General features: G+C 63.1%; 23 protein-coding genes. 9 read left to right on the plus strand and 14 right to left on the minus strand.

The features are described from left to right. Positions 1-145: 145 nt before the first annotated feature. Entirely contained in the window at positions 146-1393 is a 1248-nt protein-coding gene (kynU, locus tag NKI64_RS24410) for a kynureninase (RefSeq protein WP_023696564.1), read from the plus strand. A 106-nt stretch (positions 1394-1499) separates the two neighbouring features. On the opposite strand, the gene kynA is transcribed toward kynU, so the two are convergent. Together kynA and NKI64_RS24420 are read right to left on the minus strand one after the other, a co-directional pair. Beyond that, complete coding sequence (gene kynA, locus NKI64_RS24415; protein WP_023748414.1) at positions 1500-2336, minus strand: tryptophan 2,3-dioxygenase; 837 nt, start codon at positions 2334-2336, stop codon at positions 1500-1502. Then, entirely contained in the window at positions 2333-3958 is a 1626-nt protein-coding gene (locus tag NKI64_RS24420) for an AMP-binding protein (RefSeq protein ID WP_023671045.1), read from the minus strand. Before NKI64_RS24420 ends, kynA begins: the two co-directional genes overlap by 4 nt. A gap of 166 nt (positions 3959-4124) precedes the next feature. On the opposite strand from NKI64_RS24420, the gene NKI64_RS24425 reads away from it, so the two are divergent. Next, the gene (locus NKI64_RS24425) at positions 4125-4955 is read left to right on the plus strand and encodes a hormone-sensitive lipase (protein WP_352670548.1); all 831 of its coding nucleotides are present in this window, start codon (positions 4125-4127) and stop codon (positions 4953-4955) included. Between the two features lie 45 nt (positions 4956-5000). Here the strand turns inward: NKI64_RS24425 and NKI64_RS24430 are convergent, their stop codons facing one another. The 5 genes from NKI64_RS24430 to NKI64_RS24450 are packed head-to-tail and all read right to left on the minus strand — an operon-like array spanning position 5001 to position 10445. After that, positions 5001-6206 carry a molybdopterin molybdotransferase MoeA gene (locus tag NKI64_RS24430; RefSeq protein ID WP_352670551.1) on the minus strand — a complete coding sequence of 402 codons (1206 nt, stop codon included), beginning with the start codon at positions 6204-6206 and terminating at the stop codon, positions 5001-5003. Further along, positions 6207-6689, minus strand: a complete 483-nt coding sequence (gene moaC / locus NKI64_RS24435) for a cyclic pyranopterin monophosphate synthase MoaC (protein ID WP_023684710.1) — start codon at positions 6687-6689, stop codon at positions 6207-6209. Positions 6690-6691: 2 nt separating this feature from the next. After that, on the minus strand, positions 6692-7504 hold the full coding sequence (trpC, locus tag NKI64_RS24440) for an indole-3-glycerol phosphate synthase TrpC (RefSeq protein WP_023684711.1): 813 nt from the start codon (positions 7502-7504) through the stop codon (positions 6692-6694). Positions 7505-7507: 3 nt separating this feature from the next. Then, positions 7508-8518, minus strand: coding sequence for an anthranilate phosphoribosyltransferase (gene trpD / locus NKI64_RS24445; protein ID WP_352670554.1), 1011 nt, complete (start codon positions 8516-8518; stop codon positions 7508-7510). A gap of 31 nt (positions 8519-8549) precedes the next feature. Continuing rightward, complete coding sequence (locus tag NKI64_RS24450; protein ID WP_352670557.1) at positions 8550-10445, minus strand: peptidyl-prolyl cis-trans isomerase; 1896 nt, start codon at positions 10443-10445, stop codon at positions 8550-8552. A 147-nt stretch (positions 10446-10592) separates the two neighbouring features. Between NKI64_RS24450 and tpiA the strand changes: the two genes are divergently transcribed. From tpiA to NKI64_RS24475, 5 genes are all read left to right on the plus strand, one after another. Next, positions 10593-11363: a triose-phosphate isomerase gene (gene tpiA, locus NKI64_RS24455; protein ID WP_023754858.1), complete on the plus strand. Its 771-nt coding sequence runs from the start codon at positions 10593-10595 to the stop codon at positions 11361-11363. A 196-nt stretch (positions 11364-11559) separates the two neighbouring features. Then, positions 11560-12048: a preprotein translocase subunit SecG gene (gene secG, locus NKI64_RS24460; RefSeq protein WP_023724397.1), complete on the plus strand. Its 489-nt coding sequence runs from the start codon at positions 11560-11562 to the stop codon at positions 12046-12048. A gap of 201 nt (positions 12049-12249) precedes the next feature. Beyond that, positions 12250-13368 (plus strand): L,D-transpeptidase, encoded by a 1119-nt coding sequence (locus NKI64_RS24465; RefSeq protein ID WP_023724398.1) that lies wholly within the window; start codon positions 12250-12252, stop codon positions 13366-13368. A gap of 154 nt (positions 13369-13522) precedes the next feature. Then, positions 13523-15160, plus strand: coding sequence for a CTP synthase (pyrG, locus tag NKI64_RS24470; RefSeq protein WP_081725397.1), 1638 nt, complete (start codon positions 13523-13525; stop codon positions 15158-15160). Between the two features lie 24 nt (positions 15161-15184). Then, positions 15185-15730, plus strand: coding sequence for a DUF1697 domain-containing protein (locus tag NKI64_RS24475; RefSeq protein ID WP_023743360.1), 546 nt, complete (start codon positions 15185-15187; stop codon positions 15728-15730). Between the two features lie 83 nt (positions 15731-15813). Here the strand turns inward: NKI64_RS24475 and NKI64_RS24480 are convergent, their stop codons facing one another. The 5 genes from NKI64_RS24480 to NKI64_RS24500 all read right to left on the minus strand — a co-directional run bounded on the left by NKI64_RS24480 (position 15814) and on the right by NKI64_RS24500 (position 23450). Further along, positions 15814-17271, minus strand: a complete 1458-nt coding sequence (locus NKI64_RS24480) for an NCS1 family nucleobase:cation symporter-1 (protein WP_023693457.1) — start codon at positions 17269-17271, stop codon at positions 15814-15816. 200 nt (positions 17272-17471) lie between these two features. Further along, positions 17472-18260 (minus strand): trehalose-phosphatase, encoded by a 789-nt coding sequence (otsB, locus tag NKI64_RS24485; protein WP_023672690.1) that lies wholly within the window; start codon positions 18258-18260, stop codon positions 17472-17474. Next, positions 18257-20038, minus strand: a complete 1782-nt coding sequence (locus NKI64_RS24490) for an alpha,alpha-trehalose-phosphate synthase (UDP-forming) (protein ID WP_027049439.1) — start codon at positions 20036-20038, stop codon at positions 18257-18259. Before NKI64_RS24490 ends, otsB begins: the two co-directional genes overlap by 4 nt. Before the next feature lie 144 nt (positions 20039-20182). Further along, positions 20183-22345 carry an amylo-alpha-1,6-glucosidase gene (locus NKI64_RS24495; RefSeq protein ID WP_023688553.1) on the minus strand — a complete coding sequence of 721 codons (2163 nt, stop codon included), beginning with the start codon at positions 22343-22345 and terminating at the stop codon, positions 20183-20185. Positions 22346-22388: 43 nt separating this feature from the next. After that, positions 22389-23450: a glycosyltransferase family 4 protein gene (locus NKI64_RS24500; protein WP_023672687.1), complete on the minus strand. Its 1062-nt coding sequence runs from the start codon at positions 23448-23450 to the stop codon at positions 22389-22391. On the opposite strand from NKI64_RS24500, the gene NKI64_RS32185 reads away from it, so the two are divergent. Together NKI64_RS32185 and NKI64_RS24510 are read left to right on the plus strand one after the other, a co-directional pair. Next, positions 23436-23942: a DUF982 domain-containing protein gene (locus tag NKI64_RS32185; RefSeq protein ID WP_373432840.1), complete on the plus strand. Its 507-nt coding sequence runs from the start codon at positions 23436-23438 to the stop codon at positions 23940-23942. The two genes, NKI64_RS24500 and NKI64_RS32185, sit on opposite strands and share 15 nt — an antisense overlap. Before the next feature lie 185 nt (positions 23943-24127). Further along, positions 24128-24286 (plus strand): hypothetical protein, encoded by a 159-nt coding sequence (locus NKI64_RS24510; protein ID WP_023672685.1) that lies wholly within the window; start codon positions 24128-24130, stop codon positions 24284-24286. Between the two features lie 600 nt (positions 24287-24886). On the opposite strand, the gene NKI64_RS24515 is transcribed toward NKI64_RS24510, so the two are convergent. Next, positions 24887-25087: a hypothetical protein gene (locus NKI64_RS24515; RefSeq protein WP_081726098.1), complete on the minus strand. Its 201-nt coding sequence runs from the start codon at positions 25085-25087 to the stop codon at positions 24887-24889. 2 nt (positions 25088-25089) lie between these two features. Beyond that, entirely contained in the window at positions 25090-25275 is a 186-nt protein-coding gene (locus NKI64_RS24520; RefSeq protein WP_023682450.1) for a hypothetical protein, read from the minus strand. Positions 25276-25754 lie beyond the last annotated feature (479 nt).

The following is a 25754-nucleotide window of genomic DNA, read 5'->3' on the forward strand; positions in this document are numbered from 1 at the left end:
CTCGGCGGATCATTATATATCAAAGCCTTTCAATGGGTGAATTATATATAATGTTTGACAGTTCAAGGGCGACCACTCAAGATCGCCGGCATGTTTGGGCGGCAGGCTCCGCCGCGCGCGTTTGTCCATGGAGGGGCGCCGGATCATGAGCACGACACCCGATCTCGCTACAATCGAAGCAATGGATGCCGCCGATCCGCTGCGCTCCATGCGCGAACGCTTTGTCTTGCCGCAAGGCGTGATTTATCTCGACGGCAATTCCCTGGGCGCCGCGTCAGCGGTCGTCTTCAGCGAACTGCAGCAGGCCGCCACGCAGGAATGGGCGCACGACCTCATTCGCGCCTGGAACACCGCCGGCTGGTTCAACATGCCGGTGGAACTCGGAGATCAGCTCGGGCGACTGATCGGCGCGGCTGATGGGCAGACGGTGGTCTGCGACACAACCTCGATCAACATCTACAAGCTGCTGCACGCAGCGCTCGGCATGCGGCCGGATCGGTCGGTCATCGTTGCCGAGGGCGACAGTTTCCCGACCGACCTCTACATGGCCGAAGGCGTCGCCTCGACCCGGCCGGGAACGCGGCTGCGGCTGGAGGGCGTCGACGCGGCCGCAATCGAGGAGCTGATCGACGACAGCGTTGCCGTCATCCTGGTCAACCACGTCAACTACAAATCCGGCCAGTTGCGCGACATGGCGGCGCTGACGCGCAAGGCACATGACGCCGGCGCGCTGATCATCTGGGATCTCTGCCACACGGCCGGCGCCTTGCCGGTCGAACTTGACCGTGCCAATGCCGATTTCGCCGTCGGCTGCACCTACAAATACCTCAATGGCGGCCCGGGCTCGCCAGCCTTCATCTACGCGGCCGAGCGCCACCATGACGATGCCCACCAGCCGCTCAGCGGCTGGTGGGGCCATGCGCGGCCCTTTGCCTTCGAGCAGGGCTTTGCCGTCGGCAGCGGCATTCGCCGCTTCCTGTGCGGAACGCAGCCGGTGCTGTCGATGCGGGCGCTCAAGGGCGCGCTCGATATCTGGAACGACGTCGATATGGCGGCGGTGCGCAGAAAAAGCATCGCGCTGACCGACCTGTTTATCCAGCTCGTCGAAGCCAGATGCGGCGCCTACGGGCTTGAACTGGAAAGTCCTCGCGACGGCAGCCAGCGCGGCAGCCAGGTGTCGTTCCTCCATCCGCATGGCTATCAGGTGATGCGCGCGCTGATCGAGCGCGGCGTGATCGGCGATTTCCGGGCGCCGTCGACCATCCGTTTCGGCTTCACGCCGCTCTATGTCGGATATGGCGATGTCTGGCAGGCGGTCGAAGTCCTGGAGGATATTCTGCGCACCGGCGCCTGGCAGGACGCCCGCTTCGCGGTGAAGACCGCGGTCACCTGAGGAACTAGAGCAATTTCAGGAAAAGTGTGAAGCGGTTTTCCGTCCGCAATTGCGTCAAATCAAAGGGCTAGAGCATTTCGCCGTTTACGTTAAACGGTGAAATGCTCTAGAGCCGGGTGCGGACCGTCCAGAGCTCCGGAAACAGCACAACCTCCAGCATCTTCTTCAGATAGGAGGCGCCTGAGGTGCCGCCCGTGCCGCGCTTCAAGCCGATGATGCGCTCGACCGTGGTGACGTGGTTGAAGCGCCAGCGGCGGAAGTAATCCTCGAAGTCGACCAGCTTCTCGGCCAGTTCGTAGAGCATCCAGTAGCGCTGCGGGTCGCGGTAGACGGTTTGCCAGGCAGCCAGCACGTCTTCGTTCTCGACGCGCGTCTCGCGCCAGTCCGTGCGCCCGGCATCGGCGCCGATGTCGAAGCCATTGCGCGCCAAAAGCAGAAGCGCCTCGTCGTACAGCGACGGCGTGGCCAGGATCGCTTCCAGCCTGTCCGTAAGATCGGGCCGGTGCTTGTGCGGCCCGAGCATGGCTAGGTTGCGGTTGCCGGCCATGAACTCGATAGCGCGGTACTGCCACGACTGGAAGCCCGAGGATTGGCCGAGCGCGTCGCGAAACTCGGTGTATTCGCTTGGCGTCATCGTGCGCAGCACGTCCCAGGCATTGTTGAGCTGCTCGAAGATGCGCGCGACGCGAGACAGCATCTTGAAGCTCGGTTCGAGGCGGTCGGCGCGGATAGAGCGGATCGCGGCGCCGATCTCGTGCAAAGCGAGCTTCATCCACAATTCCGATGTCTGATGCTGGATGATGAACAGCATCTCGTCATGGGCCGAAGACAGCGGCGCCTGCGCATCGAGCACCTTGTCCAGCTGCAGATAGTCGCTGTAGGACATCCGCTCCTTGAACGACATCTGCGCGCCATCGGACGCCGGATCGTGCGGCTTAATCAATTGCTCTTCTCCGCGCGCAACCGGAAGCGCTGGATCTTGCCGGTCTGGGTTTTGGGCAAGGCGTCGATGAACTTCACCGAACGCGGATATTTGTAGGGCGCGATCGTTGCCTTGACGTGGTCCTGCAGGCGTTTGACGGTCAATGCGTCCGGCGAAACACCTTGCACAAGCACGATATGCGCCTCGACGATCTGGCCGCGTTCACCGTCCTCGGCGCCGGTCACCGCGCATTCGGCGACGTCGGGATGCGAGAGCAGCGCCGCTTCGACCTCGGGGCCGGCGATGTTGTAGCCGGCGCTGACGATCATGTCGTCGGAACGCGCGGCGAAGTGGAAGAAGCCATCCTCGTCCTGCGTGAACGTATCGCCGGTGAGATTCCAGCCATCGCGGACATAGTCCTTTTGCCTGGCATCGGCCATGTAGCGGCAGCCGGTCGGGCCGCGCACCGCCAGCCGGCCAGTAGAGCCGCGCGGCAGCTCCCGCATCTCGTCATCGACGATGCGTGCCTGATAGCCGCCGACGGGTTTGCCGGTGGAGGCCGGCTTCATGTCGTCGAAGCGGTTGGAGATGAAGATATGCAGCATCTCGGTGGCGCCGATCCCATCGAGGATCGGCTTGCCGGTCTTCTCAGTCCATTCCTCGAAGACAGGCGCCGGCAGCGTCTCGCCCGCCGAAACCGCGACGCGCAGCGAGGACAGGTCAGCGCCTTGATCCATGGCCTTGAGCATGGCCCGATAGGCGGTTGGAGCGGTGAAGGAAATGGTCGCTTTGTAGGTCTCGATGATGTGGATCATGTTGGGTGGCGTCGCCTGTTCCAGCAGCGTCGCCGCGGCGCCGAAACGCAGCGGGAAGATGGCGAGCCCGCCAAGACCGAAGGTAAAGGCAAGGGGCGGGGAGCCGACGAAGATGTCGTCGGGCGTCACCTCCAGGATTTCGCGGGCATAGGCGTCGGCGACGATCAGCAGGTCGCGGTGGAAATGCATCGTCGCCTTCGGCACGCCGGTGGTGCCGGAGGTGAAGCCGAGCAGGGCGACATCGTCGCGGCCGGTGTTGACGGCAGTGAAGGTGACCGGCTTGTCGAGGGCGGCGCGGTCGAGTTCCGCGTCATGGTTGGCCGTGCCGTCGAAGCCAATGACCTGCTTGAGATACGCACTGCCCTTGGCGCAGGCGGTCATCTCGTCCATCAGCCTTGTATCGCAAAGCGCAACCGTGATTTCCGCCTTGTCGACGATCTTGGCGAGTTCGCCGGCGCGCAGCATCGGCATGGTGTTGACGACCACCGCGCCAACCTTGGTGGCGGCCAGCCAACAGGCGACCATGGCCGGGTTGTTGGCCGAGCGGATCAGCACCCGGTTGCCCGGCTTGACGCCATAATTCTCGACCAGGGCATGGGCGAGCCTGTTGGTCCAGTCGGACAGTTCCTTGTAGGTGCGGCGGCGGCCATTGCCGATCAGCGCGGTGTGGTCGCCGAACCCTTTTTCGACCAGCCTGTCGGTCAATTCGACGCCGGCATTTATGTGGTCGGGATAGTCGAAGCCGTCGAGCAAAAACTCCGGCCATTGCTCCGGCGGCGGCAGGTTGTCGCGCGTGAATGTGTCGATATGCGCTGATGGCCCAAGCATTTTCGGCTGCCCCTGTCTGCCTCGCGCCCATGGCTGAACAAGGCGCAGGATCGCACCAGTCGAAATTTGTTTCAAGCCTAAAATGTTTTTAGGTCGCAGCATTGACGCCGCCCTGTTCGGCGGCCATTCCTGTCGACTGAACTGAAGCCATCCGGGAGGGATGCAGATGCTCCAACATCGTGTTGCCGATTGGGACAATGCCTACGCCAACGGCGACAACATTGCCGGCAGCAATCGCTGGCCGGCCGCGTGGGACACACCGGCACAGGCTTTTCGCGACACAATGTCGGCGTCCGGTCGGGCCAAGCTCGACATCGCCTATGGCGACAGCCCGCGCAACAGGCTCGATCTGTTCCTTCCCGATGTCATGCCCAAAGGGCTCGTCGTCTTCATCCATGGCGGTTACTGGAAGGCGTTCGACAACAAGCCATGGTCGCATCTGGCCAACGGCGCGGTTGCCAATGGCTTTGCCGTGGCAATGCCGACTTACACGCTTTGTCCCGACATACGCATTTCCGGCATCGTTAGGGAAATCGCGGCGGCGATCGGCAAGGCGGCGACGATGGTCGGCGGGCCGGTGATCCTGACCGGGCATTCCGCCGGCGGCCATCTCGCCTCCAGGATGGTGACGACAACGGCACCCCTGGCCGCCGATGTGGCGGGCCGCGTGCGCAATGTCGTCTCGATCTCCGGCGTCCATGACCTGCGGCCAATCATGCGGACGGGGATGAACGCGACACTGGCCATCGATGAAGCGGAAGCACTGGCCGAAAGCCCGGTTCTGCTGCGCCCCATGCAGGGCGCGCGCATCACCTGCTGGGCCGGCGGCGGCGAGCGGGCGGAGTTCCTGCGCCAGAATGCGCTGCTTGCCAACATCTGGATCGGCCTCGGCGCCACGACCAGCACAGTGGTCGAGCCGGACCGGCATCATTTCAGCATCGTCGACGGGCTTGCCGATCCGACACATCCGCTGACGCGGACATTGCTGGCGGAGTAACAACCAGTCTTATCTCTTGGAATTAACGGCTTGGATCCGCGACCTTCAGCGCAACATCAGAACGCTGCAAGCAGCGCCTGCTTCTGCCGCCGGAGCGAAGGGCTCGCGCACGATCAGGCCGTTGGCGTCGGCCAGCATTCTCAGCATCGAGGAATCCTGGATGCCGAATGGTGTCGCCACCAATGCGCCGGCTTCTTCCCGGACCACGGCGCGCACATAGTTTTGCCTTAGATCATTGGCCGGCATCGCGGCGCCAAGCTGAGCCTGGCGGATGTCCTGCCGGTGGGGACGGCCGCCGAGCTGCGCCAATAGCGGCTTCAGGAACAATTGCGAGCAGACCAGGCTCGCCACCGGATTGCCGGGCAGGCCGATGCACCTGATATCGCCCAGCCGCCCGAACATCAGCGGCTTGCCCGGGCGCATGGCGAGCTTCCAGAAGTCGAGGTTCATGCCTTCGCCGGTCAGCACGTCATGAACGAGATCATGGTCGCCGACCGAGGCGCCGCCGAGCGTGACGATGACGTCGGCTTTCGCATCGACCGCCTTTTTCACCAGCGCCGCGATCGCTTCCTTGCGATCGGCCGCTATACCGAGATCGAGCGCGCGAGCGCCGACCGACTGCGCCACAGCAGCGACGCCATAGGCGTTGGACGAGATGATCTGGGCGGGGCCAGGTTCGCTGCCCGGTGGCAGCAATTCGTCGCCGGTGGCGATGATGGCGACCAGCGGCCGTTGCACCACGTTCAACCGGGGATGATTGGCCGACGCCGCCAGCGACAATGCAGCCGGATCGAGCACGCGGCCTTTCTCCAGCAGCACGTCGCCTTGGGCAAAATCCAGTCCAAGGCGGCGGATGTTGCGGTTCTTCGCCGTCGGTTCGGTGACCTCGATCCGGCCACCGCCGAGATCGCGAACATTTTCCTGGATGACGATGGTGTCTGCGCCTTCCGGCAGCGGCGCGCCGGTGAAGATGCGCACAGCTTCCGCCTTACCTACAGCGCCGTCAAAGCCTCGCCCTGCAGGCGCCTTGCCGATCACCGAAAGCCTCGCCGGGAGGGTCGCCACATCCCGCGCCCGTGCGGCATAGCCGTCCATGGCAGATGCATTGAAAGGCGGCTGGGTACGCAGCGCCACGACCGGCTCCGCCAGCACCCGGCCGGCCGAATCCGCCAGCGCGACGCTTTCACCGGGCAACGCCACAGCGCCGTCGAGTAGGCGTTGAAGCGCCTCGGCGACCGGAACCAGCGCCATTTACGAACCCGCCTTGTAGTCGCCGGACTTGCCGCCGGTCTTTTCCACCAGCTTTATACCGGAAATCACCATGGCGCGGTCGACCGCCTTGGCCATGTCGTAAATGGTCAGGCACGCGACAGATGCCGCGGTCAGCGCCTCCATCTCGACCCCGGTCTTGCCGGTGACGCGGGCGAGCGCGGTGACCCTGAGGCCGGGCAGCGTGGTGTCCGGTTCGATGTCGACCGACACCTTGGTCAAAAGCAGCGGATGGCAGAGTGGGATCAGCTCATGCGTTTTCTTGGCAGCCATGATGCCGGCAATGCGCGCGGTACCCAGCACATCGCCCTTCTTGGCGTCGCCGTCGAGGATCATCTTCAGGGTTTCGGCCCGCATCGAGACAAAGCCCTCGGCGACCGCCGTGCGCGTCGTCTCCGCCTTCTCGCCGACATCGACCATGTTGGCCTCGCCCTTGGCGCCGAGATGGGTGAGGGCGGCTGCCATCCTCAGATGGCCTCTGCTTTCGCCTTGCCTGTCAAAAGCAGCCGCGTTGCCGCAGCGACATCCTCTTGCCGCATCAGGCTCTCGCCGACGAGGAAGGTGCTGATGCCGGTCTTTTGCATCCTGAAGCAATCGTCGTGGGTGAAAATTCCGCTCTCGCTGACCAGCAATCGGCCGCCCGGCACCATCGATGCCAGCCGTTCCGAGGTCTCGAGGCTGGTCTCGAATGTTCTGAGATTGCGGTTGTTGATGCCGATCAGCTGCGACGAGAGTTTTACCGCGCGCTGCGTCTCGGCCTCGTCATGCACCTCGATCAGCGCGTCCATGCCGAGTTCGAACGCGGTCGCTTCCAATTCGCTCGCCAAGGCATCATCGACGCTGGCCATGATGATCAGGATGGCATCGGCGCCCCATGCGCGAGCCTCGTAGACCTGGTAAGGGTCGAACAGGAAATCCTTGCGCAGCGCGGGCAGGGACACTGCCTTCCGTGCATTGGTGAGAAATTCCGGCGCGCCCTGGAAGGATGGCGCATCGGTCAGCACCGAAAGACAGGCGGCACCGCCTTTCTCATAGGCCTGCGCCAGTGCGGGCGGGTCGAAATCGGCACGGATCAAGCCTTTGGAGGGGCTTGCCTTTTTGATCTCGGCGATCAGGCCGAAGCTGCCCGATCTGCGCTTCGCCTCAAGCGCCCTCCGAAAGCCACGCGGTGCGTCGGCATCCTTGGCTCGCGCCTTGATCTCGGCCAACGGTATCCGCGCCTTCGCCGCCGCGATCTCGTCGCGCTTGTAGGCCTCGATCTTGCGCAGAATGTCAGCCACGGCTCATCCGTTCGAAATCTCGACCAGCCTGTCGAGCACGCCCAGCGCCCGGCCGCTGTCGATGGCCTGTGTGGCCGCGGCCATGCCGTCGGCAAGCGTCGTCGCCTTGCCGGCCACCACCATGCCGGCGCCGGCGTTCATCAGCACCGTATCGCGATAGGCCCCGGCAGCACCGCCCAGCATGTCGCGCAACGCCTTGGCGTTGTAGGCGGCATCGCCGCCGCGCAGCTCGTCCTTGCTGTGGCGCTGCAGGCCGACCGCTTCCGGCGTGAGCGTGAAATGGCGGATCTCGCCGCCGGCCAGTTCCGCCACCTGCGTTTCGCCGGTGGTGGTGATTTCGTCATAGCCGTCACCATGGACGACCCAGGCATGCTCGGTGCCCAGCGCCTTCAATGTCTCGGCCACCGGCACGATCCATTCCGGCAGGAACACGCCGACCATCTGCCTGCTGACGCCGGCCGGATTGGACAGCGGTCCGAGCAGGTTGAAGATGGTGCGCGTGCCGAGCTCGACGCGGGTCGGGCCGACATGCTTCATCGCCGGGTGGTGCGCAGGTGCGAACATGAAGCCGACGCCGGCCTCCTGGATGCAGCGGCCGATCACCTCTGGCGGGATATCGATCTTGACGCCGAGCGCGACCAGCACATCGGCAGCGCCCGTCAGCGACGACAGGCCCCGATTGCCGTGCTTGGCGACCGGCACACCGCAGCCGGCAATGACGAAGGCCGAAGCGGTCGAGATGTTGACTGAATGCGAATTGTCGCCGCCCGTGCCGACAATGTCGATGGCGCCCTCAGGAGCTTCGACGCGCAGCATCTTGGCACGCATGGTGGCGACGGCGCCGGAAATCTCGCTCACGGTCTCCCCGCGCACGCGCAACGCCATCAGGAAGCCGCCGATCTGGCCCGGCGTCGCGTCGCCAGACATGATGATGTCGAAAGCTTCGCGCGCTTCCTCGAAGGTAAGCCCGGTTCCCGTGGCGACCTTGGCGATATGGGTCTTCAGGGCGCTCATTGGGCCAAGACGTTCATTGGGCTAAGGCCATTCATTGGGCGAGGGCTTGGGCAACGGCGGCCTGGTCGACGCTGACGGCGTACTGCGTCTGCAACTGCGCCACCAGCTGGTCGAGCAGATCGTCGGACATGCCTTGCGTGAAGGATTTTTGCGCATCGTCGGGTACCGAGCTGGCGTCGGCTCCGGCCGGCTCGAACACTTCGGCGACCTTGAACAGGATCTGGCCGTCGCCGGTGGGCGAGGGGATCAGCCCGGTGCCGCCTTCGCCGACGCCGAACATCGCAGCAGCACCCTCCTTGCCGAAATCGACATCGTCGGCCTCGCGCTTCACGCCGCGCTTGGTCTGCTTTTCAAGCTTCAGTTCGCCGGCGATGACGTCGAGTGTGGTGCCAGCCTTGAGGCGCTTGTCGAGTTCGTCTGCTTTCGCGGTCAGCCGCTTGGTCGTTTCCTCTGTCGTCCAGTCCGCCACCACGCGCTGGCGGACTTCGTCCAGCGTGCGGTCGCGAGCCGGCGTGATCGATGTCAGTTCATAGAACACGAAGCCGTTGTTAGGCGTGGTCAGGGCTTGATTCTCGGTGTTGGGCTCGGCTTCGAACACCGCCTTGATCAGGTCCGCCGATGCCGGCAGGTCCTTGATGATGGTGCCGTCCGGCTTGAGGCCGGTGCGGTCTATGGCCTCGACGGTGACGTCCTTGAGCTTCAGTTTGGCGGCGGCTTCGGCCAGCGTGCTGCCGGCGGCGCGGGTGTCTTCGTAATTGTCGTGCACGTCGAGCAGGATGCGGCTTGCTTCGCCGAGCGCCAGATCCTTTCGGATCTGGTCTGACACTTCCGCCAGCGGCTTCACCGTTTCCGGTTTGATCTCGGTGACGCGCAAAAGCACCGGACCGAACGCGCCCTGGACGACCGGGCTGACTTCGTTGACGGCAAGCGCGAATGCGGCATCGGCGACCGCCTTGTCGGTGATCTTATCCTTGGAGAGCGTGCCGAGCAGCGTGTCGGCCGGGGTCTTGCCCTGCGCGGTGACGATCTTGTCGAAAGTGGCGCCCGTCTTCAGCGAATCGGATGCCGCCTTGGCGGCGTCCGCGGAAGGGAACACCAGCTGTTCGATGGTGCGCATTTCCGGCGTGGTGTAGCGGCCCTTGTTCTTGTTGTAGTCGTCGCTGACCTGCTGGTCGGTCACGGCGCTGACATCCATGATGTCTTCGGGCTCGAGCCGGACATAGGAGAATTTGCGGTATTCTGGCGCCGCGTAGGTTTTCTTGTTGGCCTCGAAATAAGCCTGAAGCACGCTGTCGGATGGCGCCTCGATCGGCTCCACCAACGCCTTTGGCAAGATCAGATAGTCGATGGTGCGGTCTTCGCCGCGATAGAGCGCAACTGCCTTGAAGAAGGTATCCGGAGCCTTGAGCCCGTCCGAAACCGCTTCGACGATCTGCTGGCGCACCGCCACCTGAGCCCGGTTCTTCAGATAATCCTCCGGCCGCATTCCCAGTTCGCGCAGCCGGGATTCGAACAGCCGGCGGTCGAACTGGCCATTCGGGCCCTGGAAGGCGGGTTCCTGCCGCGTCAGTTCGGCCAGCCTGTCCTTGGAGAAGCCAAGCCCGAGCTTGCGCGCCTGTTCGTCGAGGACGGCGCCGGACACCAACTGAGCCAGCACCTGGTTGTCGATGCCATAGGCCTTGGCCTGGTCGCGGCTGATGCGTTGGCCGATCTGCTGCTGCAGCATAGCGATCTGGCGATCATAGGCGAGGCGGTACTCGGTGATCGAGACGGTGGTACTGCCGGCGGTGATCACCGCATGATGGCCAGCCAGGAAGCCGCCCGTCATCCGCGTGGTGACGCCCCAGGCAAGGAAACTCAACACCAGCAGCGACAGCAGGGCTTTCGCGACCCAGGTCCCTGCCGCGCTTCTCAATATACCAAGCATTGTTACTTCCGATTTTTGCGCAGTTTTGCGTGCGCCCGAGTCTGAAACAAGCGCAATAGCGCCCTTCCGGCTCACTGTCGATTGCTTTGTGGCCTGATTTTGATAGGGAGGGCGAGACCCCAATGTCGCCCGGAGAACCAGATCCCCATGACGCCAGGAATTCGACCGCTCGTTGCCGGCAACTGGAAAATGAACGGCACCAGCGCTTCGCTGAACGAGCTCAGGATGATCGGCAACGGCTTCATGAGCGGGCTCGACGCAGAGACCGAAGCATTGGTCTGCGTGCCGGCGACCTTGCTGTCGCGCGCCGTCGAAATCCTGTCGCGCACGCCGGTGCGGGCCGGTGGCGAGGACTGCCACATCAAGGAAAGCGGCGCCTTCACCGGCTGTGTCTCAGCCGAGATGCTGAAGGATGCGGGCGCCAGCCACGTCATTGTCGGCCATTCCGAGTGCCGCGAACAGCGCAGCGAGGACGATGCCATCGTCCTCGCCAAGGCCTCGGCGGCGTGGCGGGCAGGGCTCGTCGCCATCATCTGCATCGGCGAGACCAAGGCCGAGCGCGAAGCGGGCACAGCACTCGACGTGTTGTCGCGGCAGGTCGCCGGCTCGGTGCCACCGAGCGCAACGCCCGCCAACACCGTTATCGCCTACGAGCCGGTATGGGCTATCGGCACCGGCCTGACGCCGACCGCCGAAGACGTGGCGGAGGCGCACGCGAATATCCGCCAAAAACTGGCGGAAGCGCTCGGCGCAGCCGTGGCCGGCAAGATGCGCATCCTCTATGGCGGCTCGGTCAAGGCGTCCAACGCGGTCGAACTGCTGGGCGTCAAAAACGTCGACGGCGCGCTGGTTGGCGGCGCCAGCTTGAAGGCGTCCGACTTTCTCGCCATCGCCGAGGCATACCAGAATATCGCGTAGGCCCCGGAATTTCGTTGCCGACCAGTTCCGTCATCGACTTATGAACGCAGCAGTTCGGCGGAAATCGTTGCAAAGGGCGCATTGCTTCCCATATTCCGGCCACGGGCTTGGAAATGCCGTTAAAGCATTGTATGGAGCCGCCTCCAAATCACCGGCCCTGATCGCCAGGGAGCGGCAGGGCTTGCCAGGATAAAATATGGAAACCGTACTGATCGTCATCCACCTCATGGTCGTGCTCGCCCTTGTCGGCGTGGTGCTGCTGCAACGCTCCGAAGGCGGTGGTCTCGGCATTGGCGGCGGTTCCGGTTTCATGACCGCGCGTGGCGCCGCCAATGCGCTGACGCGGGCGACGGCGATCCTGGCCGCGGCCTTCTTCGTGACGTCGCTGACACTCTCGATCGTTGCCCGCTATGGCGAAAAACCGATCGACATTCTCGACCGCGTGCCGGCCGACAGCGGCAACGGCGTGCTCAATCAGTTGCCCGGCACGACGGCGCCGACGCCGCCTTCGGGCAACACCGCACCGGCCGCGCCCGCGGCCAACGGCGCCGCCACCACGCCGCCCGCCACCACGGCCCCGGCGACGGCTCCATCTCCGGCGACGCCACCTGCAACCGATTCGGCTGCGCCGCCGGCTACCAATGGCGTTACCTTGCCGGTCACGCCGCAGGTTCCGAACCAGTAGTCGGTAGGGTCGGATGCCGCGATCTGTTGTTGTTTCAACACAGTCGCGGCAAATGGCACACGATCACGAAGATTCGACCGCACCCCGTGCTTGAGGCCCGTACGCCACTTCGATTATAGATTGCCGGCGGCACTTTCTGCGCCCTTGGGGGGCGCCGGGCGACGCCGTGGGCAACAAGCATTGAACGATCGGATCTTCGCCATGCAGCTTCGCAGCTTCATTTTCATGGGGTTTTGTGCCGTATTCGGCATGAGCTCCGCGGCCTTCGCCGGCACTCCGGCAATGACCTCACCGCAGGCGGTTGGCAAAACCGCTGTCATCAACGTCGCCGCCAAGAGCGATGCGACGCAGCTGAAGCTTCTCAAGAAGAAGAAAAACCCGAGCCCGGACGATCTGGCTCAGATCAGCAAGCTCGAAGACAAGATCGCCGCCGACAGGGATCTCGCCCGCGTCAAGGCGCTCGAGGCCCGCAAGCTGGCGATGCGCGATGCGGCGAAAGCCAGGGCCGATGCCCAGCGCCAGGCGTTCCTGGCCAGCAAGGGCAAGCCGGTGGTGATCGCTGACGCCAAGCCAGGCAAGAAGATCACCAAGATCATCGCTCCGGTTGACCCGATCGCGCCGGTCGAGCCGATCGAATCGGCTGAACCGCTTCCGGCCGAAGCGATGAATATCGCGCTGACCGGCAACAATGGCGAATTGCGCAGCGAGGCCCCGGGCCAGAAGCCGACGAGTGGCGGACTGTTCGCCGGCCTGTTCGGCGGCACGTCCTCTGCCTCGTCGATCGCCTATCTCCCCGAAACGCGCGCGCTCGACCAGGCTCTCGCCAAGCGGCAAGCCAAGAAGCAGTTCAAGGTGAAGCCGGAATTCGTGCCGCAGGACGTCGAATTCAGCGGCTATGAGCCGGGTACGATCGTCATCGATACCAGCGCGCGCCGCCTCTACCTCGTCGAATCGGCTTTCACCGCCCGCCGCTATGCGATCGCGGTCGGCCGCGAAGGCCTGCAGTTCAAGGGCAAGGTTGCCGTTGGCGACAAGCAGGAATGGCCGCGCTGGATCCCGACGCTCGACATGCAGAAGCGCGAACCCAAGCATTATGGCCAGTACAAGGACGGCATGCCCGGCGGCGGCCAGAACCCGCTCGGCGCCCGCGCCATCTATCTCTACGACGGCAAGAAGGACACGCATCTGCGCATCCACGGCACCATCGCGCCGCAGTCGATCGGAACCAGCGCTTCCAATGGCTGCTTCCGCATGATCAACGAGCACGTCATGGACCTCTACAGCCGCGTCAGGGTCGGCACCAAGGTCGTCATCATCTGACGCTTTCACAAACCTGCCGAAAGGGCCGGCTTTTGCCGGCCCTTTTGTTTTGACCAAAACACCAGTCTCGAACCTCGGGACTATCGCGCCTTCTCTGGAAAAAGCCTCAGCGGCGGTTTTTTCTCTGGCGGAATCAATTCGGCCGCGTTAAGCGATGACTCCCATGGCGCGATATGTATTCATCACAGGCGGCGTGGTTTCCTCACTTGGAAAAGGCATCGCTGCAGCGGCCCTTGGGGCTCTCTTGCAGGCGCGAGGCTATCGCGCACGCATCAAAAAGCTCGATCCCTATCTCAATGTCGATCCCGGAACGATGTCGCCTTACCAGCATGGCGAGGTTTTCGTCACCGATGACGGCGCCGAGACCGATCTCGATCTTGGCCATTACGAGCGCTTCACCGGCCGCTCGGCCAACCAGCAAGACAACATCACCACCGGCCGCATCTACAAGAACATCATCGAGCGCGAACGGCGCGGCGACTATCTCGGCGCCACCGTGCAGGTCATTCCGCATGTCACCGATGAGATCAAGAATTTCGTGCTCGACGGCAATGACGACTATGATTTCGTGCTGTGCGAGATCGGCGGTACGGTTGGCGATATCGAGGCGATGCCGTTTCTCGAGGCTATCCGCCAGCTCGGCAACGATCTGCCGCGCAACAACGCCGTCTATGTCCACCTGACCTTGATGCCTTACATCCCCACGGCCGGCGAGTTGAAGACCAAGCCGACCCAGCATTCGGTCAAGGAACTGCGCGGCATCGGCATCGCGCCCGATATCCTGCTGGTCCGCGCCGACCGCGCCATCCCCAAGGAAGAGCGCAGAAAACTGTCGCTGTTCTGCAATGTGCGCGAGAGCGCCGTCATCCAGGCGCTCGACGTGCCCCACATCTATGACGTGCCGATGGCTTACCACAAGGAAGGGCTCGATTCGGAAGTGCTGGCCGCCTTCGGTATCGATCCGGCGCCGAAGCCGCGCATGGAGCCCTGGCAGGCCGTGTCCAACCGCATCCACAATCCGGAAGGCGAGGTAACGATCGCCATTGTCGGCAAATACACCGGCCTCAAGGATGCCTACAAATCGCTGATCGAGGCTTTGTCGCATGGCGGCATGGCCAACCGCGTCAAGGTCAAGCTCGACTGGATCGAGAGCGAGATTTTCGAGAAGGAAGACCCGACGCCGTGGCTGGAAAAGGTGCATGGCATCCTGGTGCCCGGCGGCTTCGGCGAGCGCGGCTCGGAAGGCAAGATCCTGGCGGCGAAATTCGCCCGCGAGCGCAAGGTGCCGTATTTCGGCATCTGCTTCGGCATGCAGATGGCCTGCATCGAGGCAGCGCGCTCGCTGGCCGGCGTCGAACACGCCTCGTCGACCGAATTCGGTCCGACCGACGAGCCGGTCGTCGGCCTGATGACCGAATGGCTGAAAGGCAACATGCTGGAGAAGCGCCGCGAAACGGGCGATCTCGGCGGCACCATGCGGCTTGGCGCCTATCAGGCTGAACTCGCCAAGGGTTCGAAGATCGCCGACATCTATGGCGACACCCAGATTTCCGAGCGCCATCGCCACCGCTACGAGGTCAATATCGACTACAAGGAGCGGCTGGAAGATTGCGGCCTGGTGTTTGCCGGCATGTCGCCCGACGGTGTGCTGCCGGAAACCGTCGAATATCCCGACCATCCCTGGTTTATCGGCGTCCAGTACCATCCGGAGCTGAAGAGCCGGCCGCTTGAGCCGCATCCCCTGTTCGCCAGCTTCATCTCGGCCGCGGTGGACCAGTCGCGACTGGTCTAGGGCCACGGTGAGGTTTCGCAGCTGATGCAGACCTATGTTGCGCTGCTCTACAGCATTATCCTCGGCGAAGGCCGCCGGGTCGTCATGGCCGACCTCAAGGCGATGGCTGAACAGCTTGGGCTGAAGAACCCGCGCACCCTGGTGGCGACCGGCAATCTGGTCTTCGAGACACGGGCGACCGGCATCGCCAAGCTGGAACAGCGGCTGGAAACGGCCTTCGAAAAAACCTTCGGCCGCAACGTCGTCATCATCGTGCGCACTGCCGAGGATTGGCTGAAACTTGCCGCCGGCAACCCATTCCCGGCCGACTCTGCCGAGGCAGGCGATCAGGTGGCTGTGCGGGTGATGCGCAAGCCAGCGCCAGCGGATGGTGTGGCCGCGCTCCAGGCCTATGCCGCCGAGGACGAGAAGGTGGCTTCGGTCGATGGCGACATCTGGGTCGTCTTTTCGCGCGAGCGGCCAAGCTCGCGGCTGCTCGCTGCCATGAACCACAAGCGCATGGGCATCGGCACCGCACGCAACTGGAACACGGTGCGGAGATTGGCTGAGATGGTAGGGAGTAGGGAGTAGGGAGTAGGGAGTAGGGAGTAGGGAGTAGGGGTTATACTATTCCCTACTGACTACTGACTACTGACTACTCCCTATCTCTCATTTCACGCCTTTGCCGTCCTGGCCCCTGCGCCAAGGGCGGCGGTGCGAAGGACGTAGTAGATGACCCCTGCAATGCCGACGCCGAAGAACCAGCCATAAACGCCCCACCATGCCGGTAGCAGGTTCGTGAAGTTCGGCAGGACCGAGGAGAAGATGGCGCCGATGCCGGCGGCTATGAAGGCGTTGATGTGCCAGCCGCCCTGGAAGCGGAACTCGCCATCTTCGCGGTACAGTGCCTCGACGTCGACCTCGCCCTTCCGGATCAGATAGTAGTCGACCATCATCACCCCGAAGATCGGCCCCATCGTCGCGCCGATGACGTTGACGAAAGACGCCGCACTGCCTTCCCACGGCGCGAAGGGATAGAGCACCAGCGCGATTACGGCCGCGATATAGCCGCCCTTCTTGAAGTCGATCTGCCGCGGAAAGACGTTGGAGAAGTCGAAGGCCGGCGAGACGAAGTTTGCCACCACATTGATGCCGAGCGTCGCCACGGCAAAGGTCAGGGCTGCAAGCGCTGCCAGGAACCAGCTGTCGAATTTCGCCGAGATCTGGTCGGGATGCAGAAGCACTTCGCCATACACGTCGAAGGCAGCGATGGTGGTCACGCCGGCGACCAGCGAGAACAGGATGAGATTGATCGGCAGGCCCCAGATGTTGCCCTTGCGCAGCGATGCCTTGTCTGGGGCATAGCGGGCGAAATCGCAGAAATTGAGATAGAGCGCCGAGAAATAGGTGACCCAGATCGCCGCCACCGCAAACAGCGACGTCCAGGAGCCAGGGGTTCCGGGTACGCCGGCATCCTTTGTCTTGTCGAGCAGCACATCCATCGGGATGTCGCTGGTAAAGGCAAATCTCCCGGATTTTACACAGAGATAGATCGCCAGGATCAACATCATCACCCACACCGCCGGGCCGGCCCAATCCTGGAAGCGGCGCACCGTTTCCATGCCGTTCTGGATGATCAGCAATTGCAGTGCCCAGATGACCACAAAACAGATCACTTCCAGACCCGTATGGCCGAGGAAATGCGTGTTGGCGTTGAAATCGGCGAACCATTGCGAGCGGATCAGCAACGCCACGATCGCGCCCGATGCCGCTGCCGTCTGCGCGCCGTACCAGAAGCAGGCGACGATGGCGCGCACCAGGGCCGGAATGTTGGCGCCCCAGATGCCGAAGGACGCGCGCGCCAGCACGGGGTAGGGCACGCCGGTCTTCACGCCGGCATAGCCGACCATGTTCATCAGCGCGTAGATGATCAGCGAACCGATGCCGATGGCGATGATGAAATTGACGAAGCCGCCGCAAAACAGGAACAGGCTTGCGGCGAGATAATAGCCCCAGAGGCTGTGGACGTCCGACGTCCAGACGTTGAAAATCGAGAACGGCCCCCAGTTTCGGACTTTGGCCGGAGCCAGATCCTCATTGTATAGATCGGGTGATGCGCCTTGTATGGTCACTGCGATGTCCTCCCCTTGATGCCGCACGCGCCCTCACGCGTCGACTGCGCAGGTTATGCCTGACGCAGGGGAACCGGCAAGCAATCCATTTGCCGGCTTTGGCCTTAAAGATATTCAATGAGAACAGCGCTTATCGATCGGCTTTTGGCGAAGGTCGGCGCAATCACGGCGATCTTGATTCGACCCGCAGACGGCAGGGATCAGGACGCTTTGCGGTTGAGGGCCGGTGATGCGTCGAAATTGGCGGCAAGCCAAGCTATCGCGCAGGTGACATCATCGAGCCTGTATTGGGCCACGGTCGGCCCACGCGGCTTGACCCGGATCGAGATGCCGCCGGCCTCGTTGATCGCCTCGAAACCGTTTTCGTCGGCGGTGTCGTCGCCGAGAAAGACCGGCCGCCGTCCGGCAAAGGGCGGGATTGCCATGAAACGCCGCACGGCAGCGCCCTTGGCTGCTTCGAGCGGCATGAGTTCGACGCCGGCGTTGCCCGGGATAACCCGATAGCCCTTGGGAAGCTCGGTCAATGCCTGTTCGGCAAGATGCGTTGCCCTGGCCAGCAGATGCGGCGCCGCACGCGTATGGATGGCGAGGATCGGACCCTTGCGCTCGATATGAACAAGGCCGTCATCCAGTTCGGCCTCGATGGCGTCGGCAAGGGCAGCGATATCGGCGGGAGCATCGGCGGTAACGACCGGGCCGTCCGGCGTCAGCCGGTGTTCCAGCCCATAGAGACCGGCAACACGCAGCTTCAACGGATGAAACAGGCGGTCGGCGCCTTCGACCGAGCGGCCGGTGATAAAGGCGACAGCGCCGTCCAGCCGTTCATCGACGACGCCGAGGAGGTTGCGCAGTTCGTCGCTTACGGACACGGCGTCGGGGTGCGCCGCGTGCTCCAGCAACGTGCCGTCGATATCGAGGAAAAGCGCCCATTGTCCTTCCGGCAGGTCGGGTGCGGTTGGCAGGCCCGGTGCTTTTGACAGGCTATTCATGACGCCACCTTCCGCATGCGGTCGAACAGCGAGACGATGTTGGTGTCGGTGTTTGCGGGCCGCTCGGCGACACTAGTCGCTCTTTCGAGGTCGCCGCGTTTGCGCAGGCGCGCCGCATCGAGCAGCATGCTGCCGGCCCAGCGAAAGACATTGTTGTCGCGCACTATTTCCCGCATCGGGCGCATGCGCTCGCGCTGTTCGTCCGGTGACATGGTCAGCGCCTGCAGCAGCACCTGGCTCATCATCGCCGCGTCGTAAGGATTTACGATCAGTGCTTCCAGCAGTTCGCGCGACGCGCCGGCAAATGTGCTGAGCAACAGCACGCCCTGTTCGTCGTCACGCGCGGCGACGAATTCCTTGGCTACGAGGTTCATGCCGTCATGCAGGCTGGTGACCATGCAGATGTCGGCGGCGCGATAGATCTCATAGACCTGTTGCTGCGAATGGTGCTCAGCCACCATGACCACGGGCTTGTACCCGTCATGACCGTAGCGCTGGTTGAGTTCGTTGGCATAGCGCATGCATTCATCGTGCAGTTGCTGGTAGGCCGGCAGCGTGCCGCGGCTTGGGGCAGCAATCTGCAGGAACACTACCTTGCCGATCCACTCGGGGTGGCGCGTAAACAATTCGTCCAGCGCATGGAAGCGGTCGAGGATGCCCTTGGTGTAGTCCAGGCGCTCGACGCCGACGCACAGCTTGACGTCCGCCGACAGGCCGAACCGCTCACGCAGGCGGGCGCGGCTTTCCTCGACCGGTGGCAGTTTGGCCAGGAGTTCGGCCGGCCATTCGATGGAGATGGGATAGGCGTGCACCAGGGTCGTCCGCCCGCCATACGAGATCGCGGCGTCGGCGCGCTCGATGCGGCTTTCCAGGAACCGGTCTACGCTTTCAGTGAAATTATTGGCATGAAACTGGGTGTGAAAGCCGATGATCGAGCTCCCGAGCAGTCCATCAAGAACGCGTTCGCGCCATGGGCAGATGCTGAACACTTCGGAGTTCGGCCACGGGATGTGCCAGAAGGTGATGATGATCGCCTCCGGCAGGCGCTCGCGGATCATGCGCGGCAGGAGCGCGAAATGGTAATCCTGAACCAGCACGATCGGCCGCTCATTGCGCGCCTCGGCAACCACCATATCGGCGAATTTGCGGTTGACGGCCTCATAGGCCTCCCAGTCCGAGGCACGGAAGACCGGCCGGGTGAAGGCGATATGGCAGAGCGGCCAAAGCCCTTCATTGGCAAAGCCGAGATAGTAGCCCTGATATTCGTCGTCGCTCAGCCACACGCGGCGCAGCGTATACGACGGATTGTCCGGCGGCACCTGAACCCGATCGTTGCTATCGACCGTCAGACGATCCGCCGTTCCGCCGCCATAGGCGATCCAGGTGCCGCTGCAGGCGCGGGTGATAGGCTCAAGCGCCGACACCAGGCCGCTGGCCGGCACCAGAAGCTCGACGCCGTCGTCCTTGATGTTGTGGATATAGGGTTCTCGGTTCGAGACGACGATGACCTGCGCGTCCGGCAGGTCGTCGGCAAGTATCTTACGCAAGGTGTCGGGCGACCAGTTCACCAGCGCCGCGTCGGGAGATTGTCCATTCTTCTCGAACTCCCGCAAAACCTTGCGCGTCGCTTCCGATGCGACGTCCTCGCCGGCAGTCGGTGCAACCGTCAAGCTATGGCTACGACGTTGCCTGGAGATCGATAACAGAACGGCTAGAATCGAAAGGCCAAGGCTTGCAAGGATCAAGACCCAGAGCAGGGCCATGCCATAATCAGTCATTCCAATTCCAACTCAATTTTGGCCGTCAGGGCCTTTTTCTTCATGGTTCCATTTGAGTGTTCGCAGCCGACGATCGCCCGTGAGAACCTGTGTTTTTCGCAACGCACAAACCCTGGGTTCGGTTCCCGTTGAAGGCCGTTCAGATCATGTCCGCACGATCAGCGGAACCAGCCCTTCATGGCGGTCGGCGAGAAAGGCGACGACGCGGTCGCCGACGCGCTGGAAGGTAAGATCGACCCTCTTTTCGCCGACACCCAGATGCCTGAGCGTCAGCGTATCGATGCCGATCGGCAAACGGGGTCGAGTGACGTGGATTTCGCCGTTCCAGCCGTCGATTTCCAGACCGAGGCACGCCTGCATCAGCATGAAGGCCGAGCCTGCCGACCACGCTTGCGGCAGGCAGGCGACGGGGTAGGCGATCGGCGCTTCGCCCGGCGAGCGGGTGAAACCGCAGAACAGTTCCGGCAGTCGCATGTTGAAATGCACTGCCGATTCGAACGTACCGCTCATCAGCCGCACCACGCTGTCACGCTCGCCGAACCGCGCCAGGCCGGCGCCGCACATCGCCGTGTCATGCGGCCAGATGGAACCATTGTGGTACGACATCGGGTTGAACAGCACAGCGTCGTCGGAAAGCGTTCGCACCCCCCAGCCGGAGTGGAAGGAAGCCGAAAGCAACTGGTCGGCGACCATCTTAGCCCGCGCCGGTTCGGGCAGGCCGACATAGAGCAGGTGTCCGGCATTCGAGGTGCGCACCTTGCACGGCTCTCCGGCGCCGTCGATCGCCAGCGCATAGAAGCCGAGATCGTCCAGCCAGAAATCACGCTCGACGGCGATCCGCATCTCTTCGGCGCGATTTTCCCAGTGCTCGGCCTGCGCGAACTCGCCCCGGCGGCGGGCGAGAGCGGCAAGGCCCCTGAAGGCGGCGAAGACATAACCCTGCACTTCGACCAGCGCGATCGGCCCCTTGGGAATGCGCCCGTCGGCGTGGAAGACGGAGTCGAAGCTGTCCTTCCAGCCCTGGTTCGCAAGGCCGGATTCGGCAGCGCGCTGATAGGTGACGAAGCCGGTTGCGCGGCTCGCCTCTTCCGTCCACTTGGCGGCGGCGCAGAGAGACGGCCACAGGCTGGCGATGAAGTCCATGTCGCCGGTGCGTTCGGCATAGGCGCAGGCGAGGTGGATGTAGAGCGGCGTGGTATCGACGCCGCCATAGTAGCGGCCGAAAGGCAGTTCCTGCAGCGCCACCATCTCGCCCTTGCGCGTCTCGTGCATGATCTTGCCGGGCTGCGAGTCGCTGAAAGGCGATGTCTCGGTCGCCTGGTGCTGGGCGAGGAAGGCAAGCACGCCGCGCGCCAGGCCGGGGTTGAGCCATAGCATCTGCAGCGCCGAGATGACGCCGTCACGGCCGAAGGCCGTCGAAAACCAGGGGATGCCGGCATAGGGGTAGGGGCCGGTCGACAACTCGGTGGTCAGCAAGGCGACATCCGCGCGGGCGCGTTCGACCCAATCGTTGAAGACGCGACCCGAACTGTGCACCGTCGCGCCATGGCGGCGCTTGGCCCGCATGCCGAAACGGGCGCGCGCCGCGGCCGCCCGGAAGCGGTCGCGGTCGGGCGTTTCGGTCAGTTCCGCGCCGACCTCGACGTAAAGCATCTTGCTGCTGCGCTTGGTCACTGCGATGAGGAAATCCGCGCGCTCGGCGCTCAACTGGTCTGGCGGCTGCGAGAACGAGATCGCCGACACCCGCGCCAGCCCGTCCAGTCCGTCATAGCGCAGCAGCACCGAGGCAGGCTCGATCTCCGCTGCATGCGCCATTCCGCGCTTCGGCCGGGTCGAACCGCGGACCTCGAACATGTCCCGGAAATCGGCGGCAAAATGCAGCGAGACGCGGATTGCCGAATGCTCCTGGCTGTAGTTGGAAAGGGTGATGCGCTCGAACAGCCGGTCCTGCCACAACAGCCTGACGCGCTCGATATGGATGGCGCCCTGCGGGATGTCGCGGCCACCGACGCTTTGCATCGGCAAATTGGTCATATTGCTGGTGAACAGCACATTGTCCTGGCTGAGGGAGGCGCCGAGCAGCGATGTCTGCCGGCCGCCGACGGTGAGCCTGAACTCCGACAGCACCCGGGTGTCGTCACGGAAGAAACCGTCGCCCGCACCCCTGATATCGCCGTAGGCATCGGCCACGGCAAAACAGTCGCCTTGCTTTAGGGCAAACAGCCGGTGCGGCTCGCGCGGCGCGGTTTCGTCCAGGGAGGCAAGGGCCACGGCAGGGTCGAGCTTGCGCTCGTCAAGTTCGGTCATCAGTCACAAATCTCTGTTTCGGGCTCGGAACGTCCGCCGTCGTTCACGACGCTTTCGATTCAGCCGGGGCGCCGATGAGACGCGCATAGGCAGTGAGATAGTCGCGCGCCATCCTGTTGGCGGAGAACCGACTTTCGAAGACGGCGCGCACCTTTCGCCGGTCGAGTTGCAGCAAGGCCGGCACCGCGGCGACCGCGGCGTCGAGAGAATCGACGACAAATCCGGTAACGCCATGGTCGATGACTTCCGGCAACGCACCGCAGTTCCAGCCGATGGTTGGCGTACCGCACGCCATCGCCTCGATCGCGGCAAGGCCGAACGGCTCGGGCCAGTCTATCGGAAACAGCAGACCAGCGGCATTGCCGAGGAATTCAGTCTTCTCACTCTCGGCGATCTCGCCGACATAGTCGATGCGGTCGCCATCGATCAACGGCTCGATCGTCTCATGGAAATAGGCGCGATCATCGTCGCCGATCTTGGCCGCCAGCTTGAGTTTCATGCCCGAGCGCAAGGCGATGTCGATGGCCCGGTCCGGCCGCTTGTCGCGCGAAAGCCGGCCGAGAAAGGCGAGGTATGGTTCGCCTGCCGCCGTCTCGAAGGTCGGCTGATAGAGACCCGTCGGCAGCCCGTGATGGATGGTGGCCAGCCAATTGGCATTCGCAAGCCCGGTCTTCTGGCTATGCGAGATCGAGATCAGCGGAAAGCGCGGAAAACGCTCATAGGCTGGCGCCAGATCGACATAATCGAGCCGGCCATGAGGCGTTGTCACCGTCTTGTCCGGCATGGTCTCGAAGAACGAGAAATGCAGGAAATGGCTGAGATGAAAATGAATGATATCAAAGTCGTGGGCTCGGTTCCTCACATCGGCAAGCATCGCAAGATGCGCCGCCGTGTCCGATTTCAGTGGACGCGGATCGAGGCGTAGCGCGCGTTCGCGACCTGGTATCAGTCTGGCCGACGTCCGGCTGTCGCCGCTGGCGAACAGCGTCACCTCATGGCCGAGTTCGACCAGCCCTTCGGTCAGATAGGAAACGATGCGCTCGGTGCCGCCATAGAGAAGGGGTGGCACCGATTCGTGCAAAGGGGCGACATGGGCTATGCGCATGGTTTGAACGTGTCCCTCAAGGCAATCACGAGAGCGAAATGCATCAGCCGGCCTAACGTTCCGGACAAAAGCGGGCGTCGGCAACCCAAGCCCACCAGCGCAGATTTTTTTGCAATAAGCGGAACAAACGCGCCATCCGCGAATTTAGTAGGGTTGGTTCGCGCTGCGGCCGACCAGGGAGAGAACAAAATGGACCGCTTGCATTTCTTTACGCCCGTGCGCATTGCGCGCGGGCAGGGACACCCCGTCGAGGAAGTCGATAGCGTTGCCGAAGCGATGGTCTTTTTGCAGAAATGGCCATTGGGACGGCGTGGGCCTGTGTATCAGTGCGCCGTGAATTGCTGCTCCGCGGCCCTGTCGGGCAGAATGTCGGCCGAAGCAGCCAGGAAGGCGTTTACGGGCTTTGCCCGCATCACCCGGCTGCTCGATGATGACATGGCCCTGCCGATGGGCGGCGAAAGCATGGCGGAAGTCCACGCGCTGAGGCGCTAGGCGCCGGTCCAGCCATTTGGCTATTGAACACCCGGGCTTTGGCGGCGCGGGCATCATCTTTTCCGCACCGGAGTATTCCGGCGCGGCCCTTCACCTCATGGGCCACACTGTGCTTTCATGCGGCGTTTCGCATGACCGGTGGGTGACGACCATCCACGGGCGGCCCGAACGTGGAGGGGTAGACAATGCCGAGACTGATCCTGGGAACACTCGGCGCTATCGTCATCGCCCTCATCTGGGCGGTCTTTGCCAGTTTGATGGGCGCGCCATCGATCGTGATCACGGTCGGCGCGGTCGCCATTGGGGCCGGCGTCTACACCTACGTCGACCGACGCTCGACTTGACGCGTCCCCGGTCTGCCGCGCGCTCGACCAATTGCACGCCGGTGTTTGACGCGCGCGGCAGTCGCGGCGGGCATTCTTCAAAGATGAGCTTGCTGGCCGCATAGAGAGCCAAGACGCAGACAGGGCGCCACACGTCGGACCGGGCTCCGCGAGAACTTGGGAGAGATCGTCAAAGATCTTTCAATCCGGCCAATGTAGATCGAAACGGCGAATCCGTGGATTTCCGGTGGAACATCGTCGCCTCGAAACACTTCGGGCGTTGCACTGCCCCATCAGTGCACGTTCCCTTGTTCTGTTGGAACTGGCCGGCTGCCGAAAGGTGGCCGGCTTTTTTGTATATTAGCGGAACCTGAAATTACGGGGCTTGTTCTGCATGCGGCAGCGAGCCCCTCGCTGCTGGTCGAGGGCCGTAACCCTTGGCCGGGCCCGCATCGCTCCGCCAGTGGTGCGGGCCCACGGCCTCCGGTTTTTCCGGGCGTCTCGACTCGCTGATCCTCACCCTGGTCCGGCTATGCATGTCACTCAAAAAAAGGCTCGGTTGTGAGACAATGACATGCACACGCGGCGCGCTTTAGCACAATCATTCACAAAGCCGTGGGTTCAACTGTTGCTACCCTTCTTGGCTGGATTGTGCGAATGATGACTGTCCTTTTCACCGCCACCCCCTGAAACTCGGCTTTTGGATCGACGGTCTTCATCCGCCGGGGGCTTGTTGATCTGTAAGGGTTTTCTGGCGTTCTCGTGCGATGCGCCTGGCCCGCCCTGCCGGATCGTGTTCGGGTGTTTCTTCGATGTGGACATGATCACCGATCCTGCTGACGGCCCTGATGAGTGGTGTTGACCTTGGTGTTGGCTTGCTGCCCTTGGCGCTCCGGATCCGGCGCTCCGTGAGTGCCGTGCTGGGCATCATCGTGGCTAATCTGTCGCCCTTCTCCTCGACCCTTCTGGCTCTGGTTCTCAGGCGGCACGGGCGGCATTTTGCTCGACATCTGCATCTCCTTGGTTGGTCTCGTGACTCCAAACCGTGATCGTGGGGGGAAGTTCCGTCTGCTTCGTCAGCACCTGTGATTTCGGTGCCGACGGAATCTGACTCCCAACGCGGATTTCAACGAACGGCAGGGCCTGCGTTGCTTGTCGAGGACAGGCAATCTCTGGGCAGGCCCGCGTCGCCCCGCCAGTGATGCGGGCCTGCAATATAAACCTCAAGACTGGGCTGCTATCGCAGTTTATTGCGAGCTTCCGGCGACTTGCGTAGCGGGCTTCAGTGGCTTTCAGGAGAGCAGCGTGTTGTATCCGGTCGATTTCGAGCGACCGAAATACAGTGCTTGACCACGTTGCTGACATGATCGGTGATGGTGTCGCGCCTGGATCGCGGCAGCAGCCTCAGGTCCGCTCTCCCTGCAGCTGATGGCAGCTAAAACGACGTCAAAAGACCTAAGTCTCTTTGATCGCCCTCGCTGCTCGCACG

Origin of the sequence: Mesorhizobium sp. M0478 (assembly GCF_040321305.1) — a bacterium.
Taxonomy (GTDB): domain Bacteria; phylum Pseudomonadota; class Alphaproteobacteria; order Rhizobiales; family Rhizobiaceae; genus Mesorhizobium.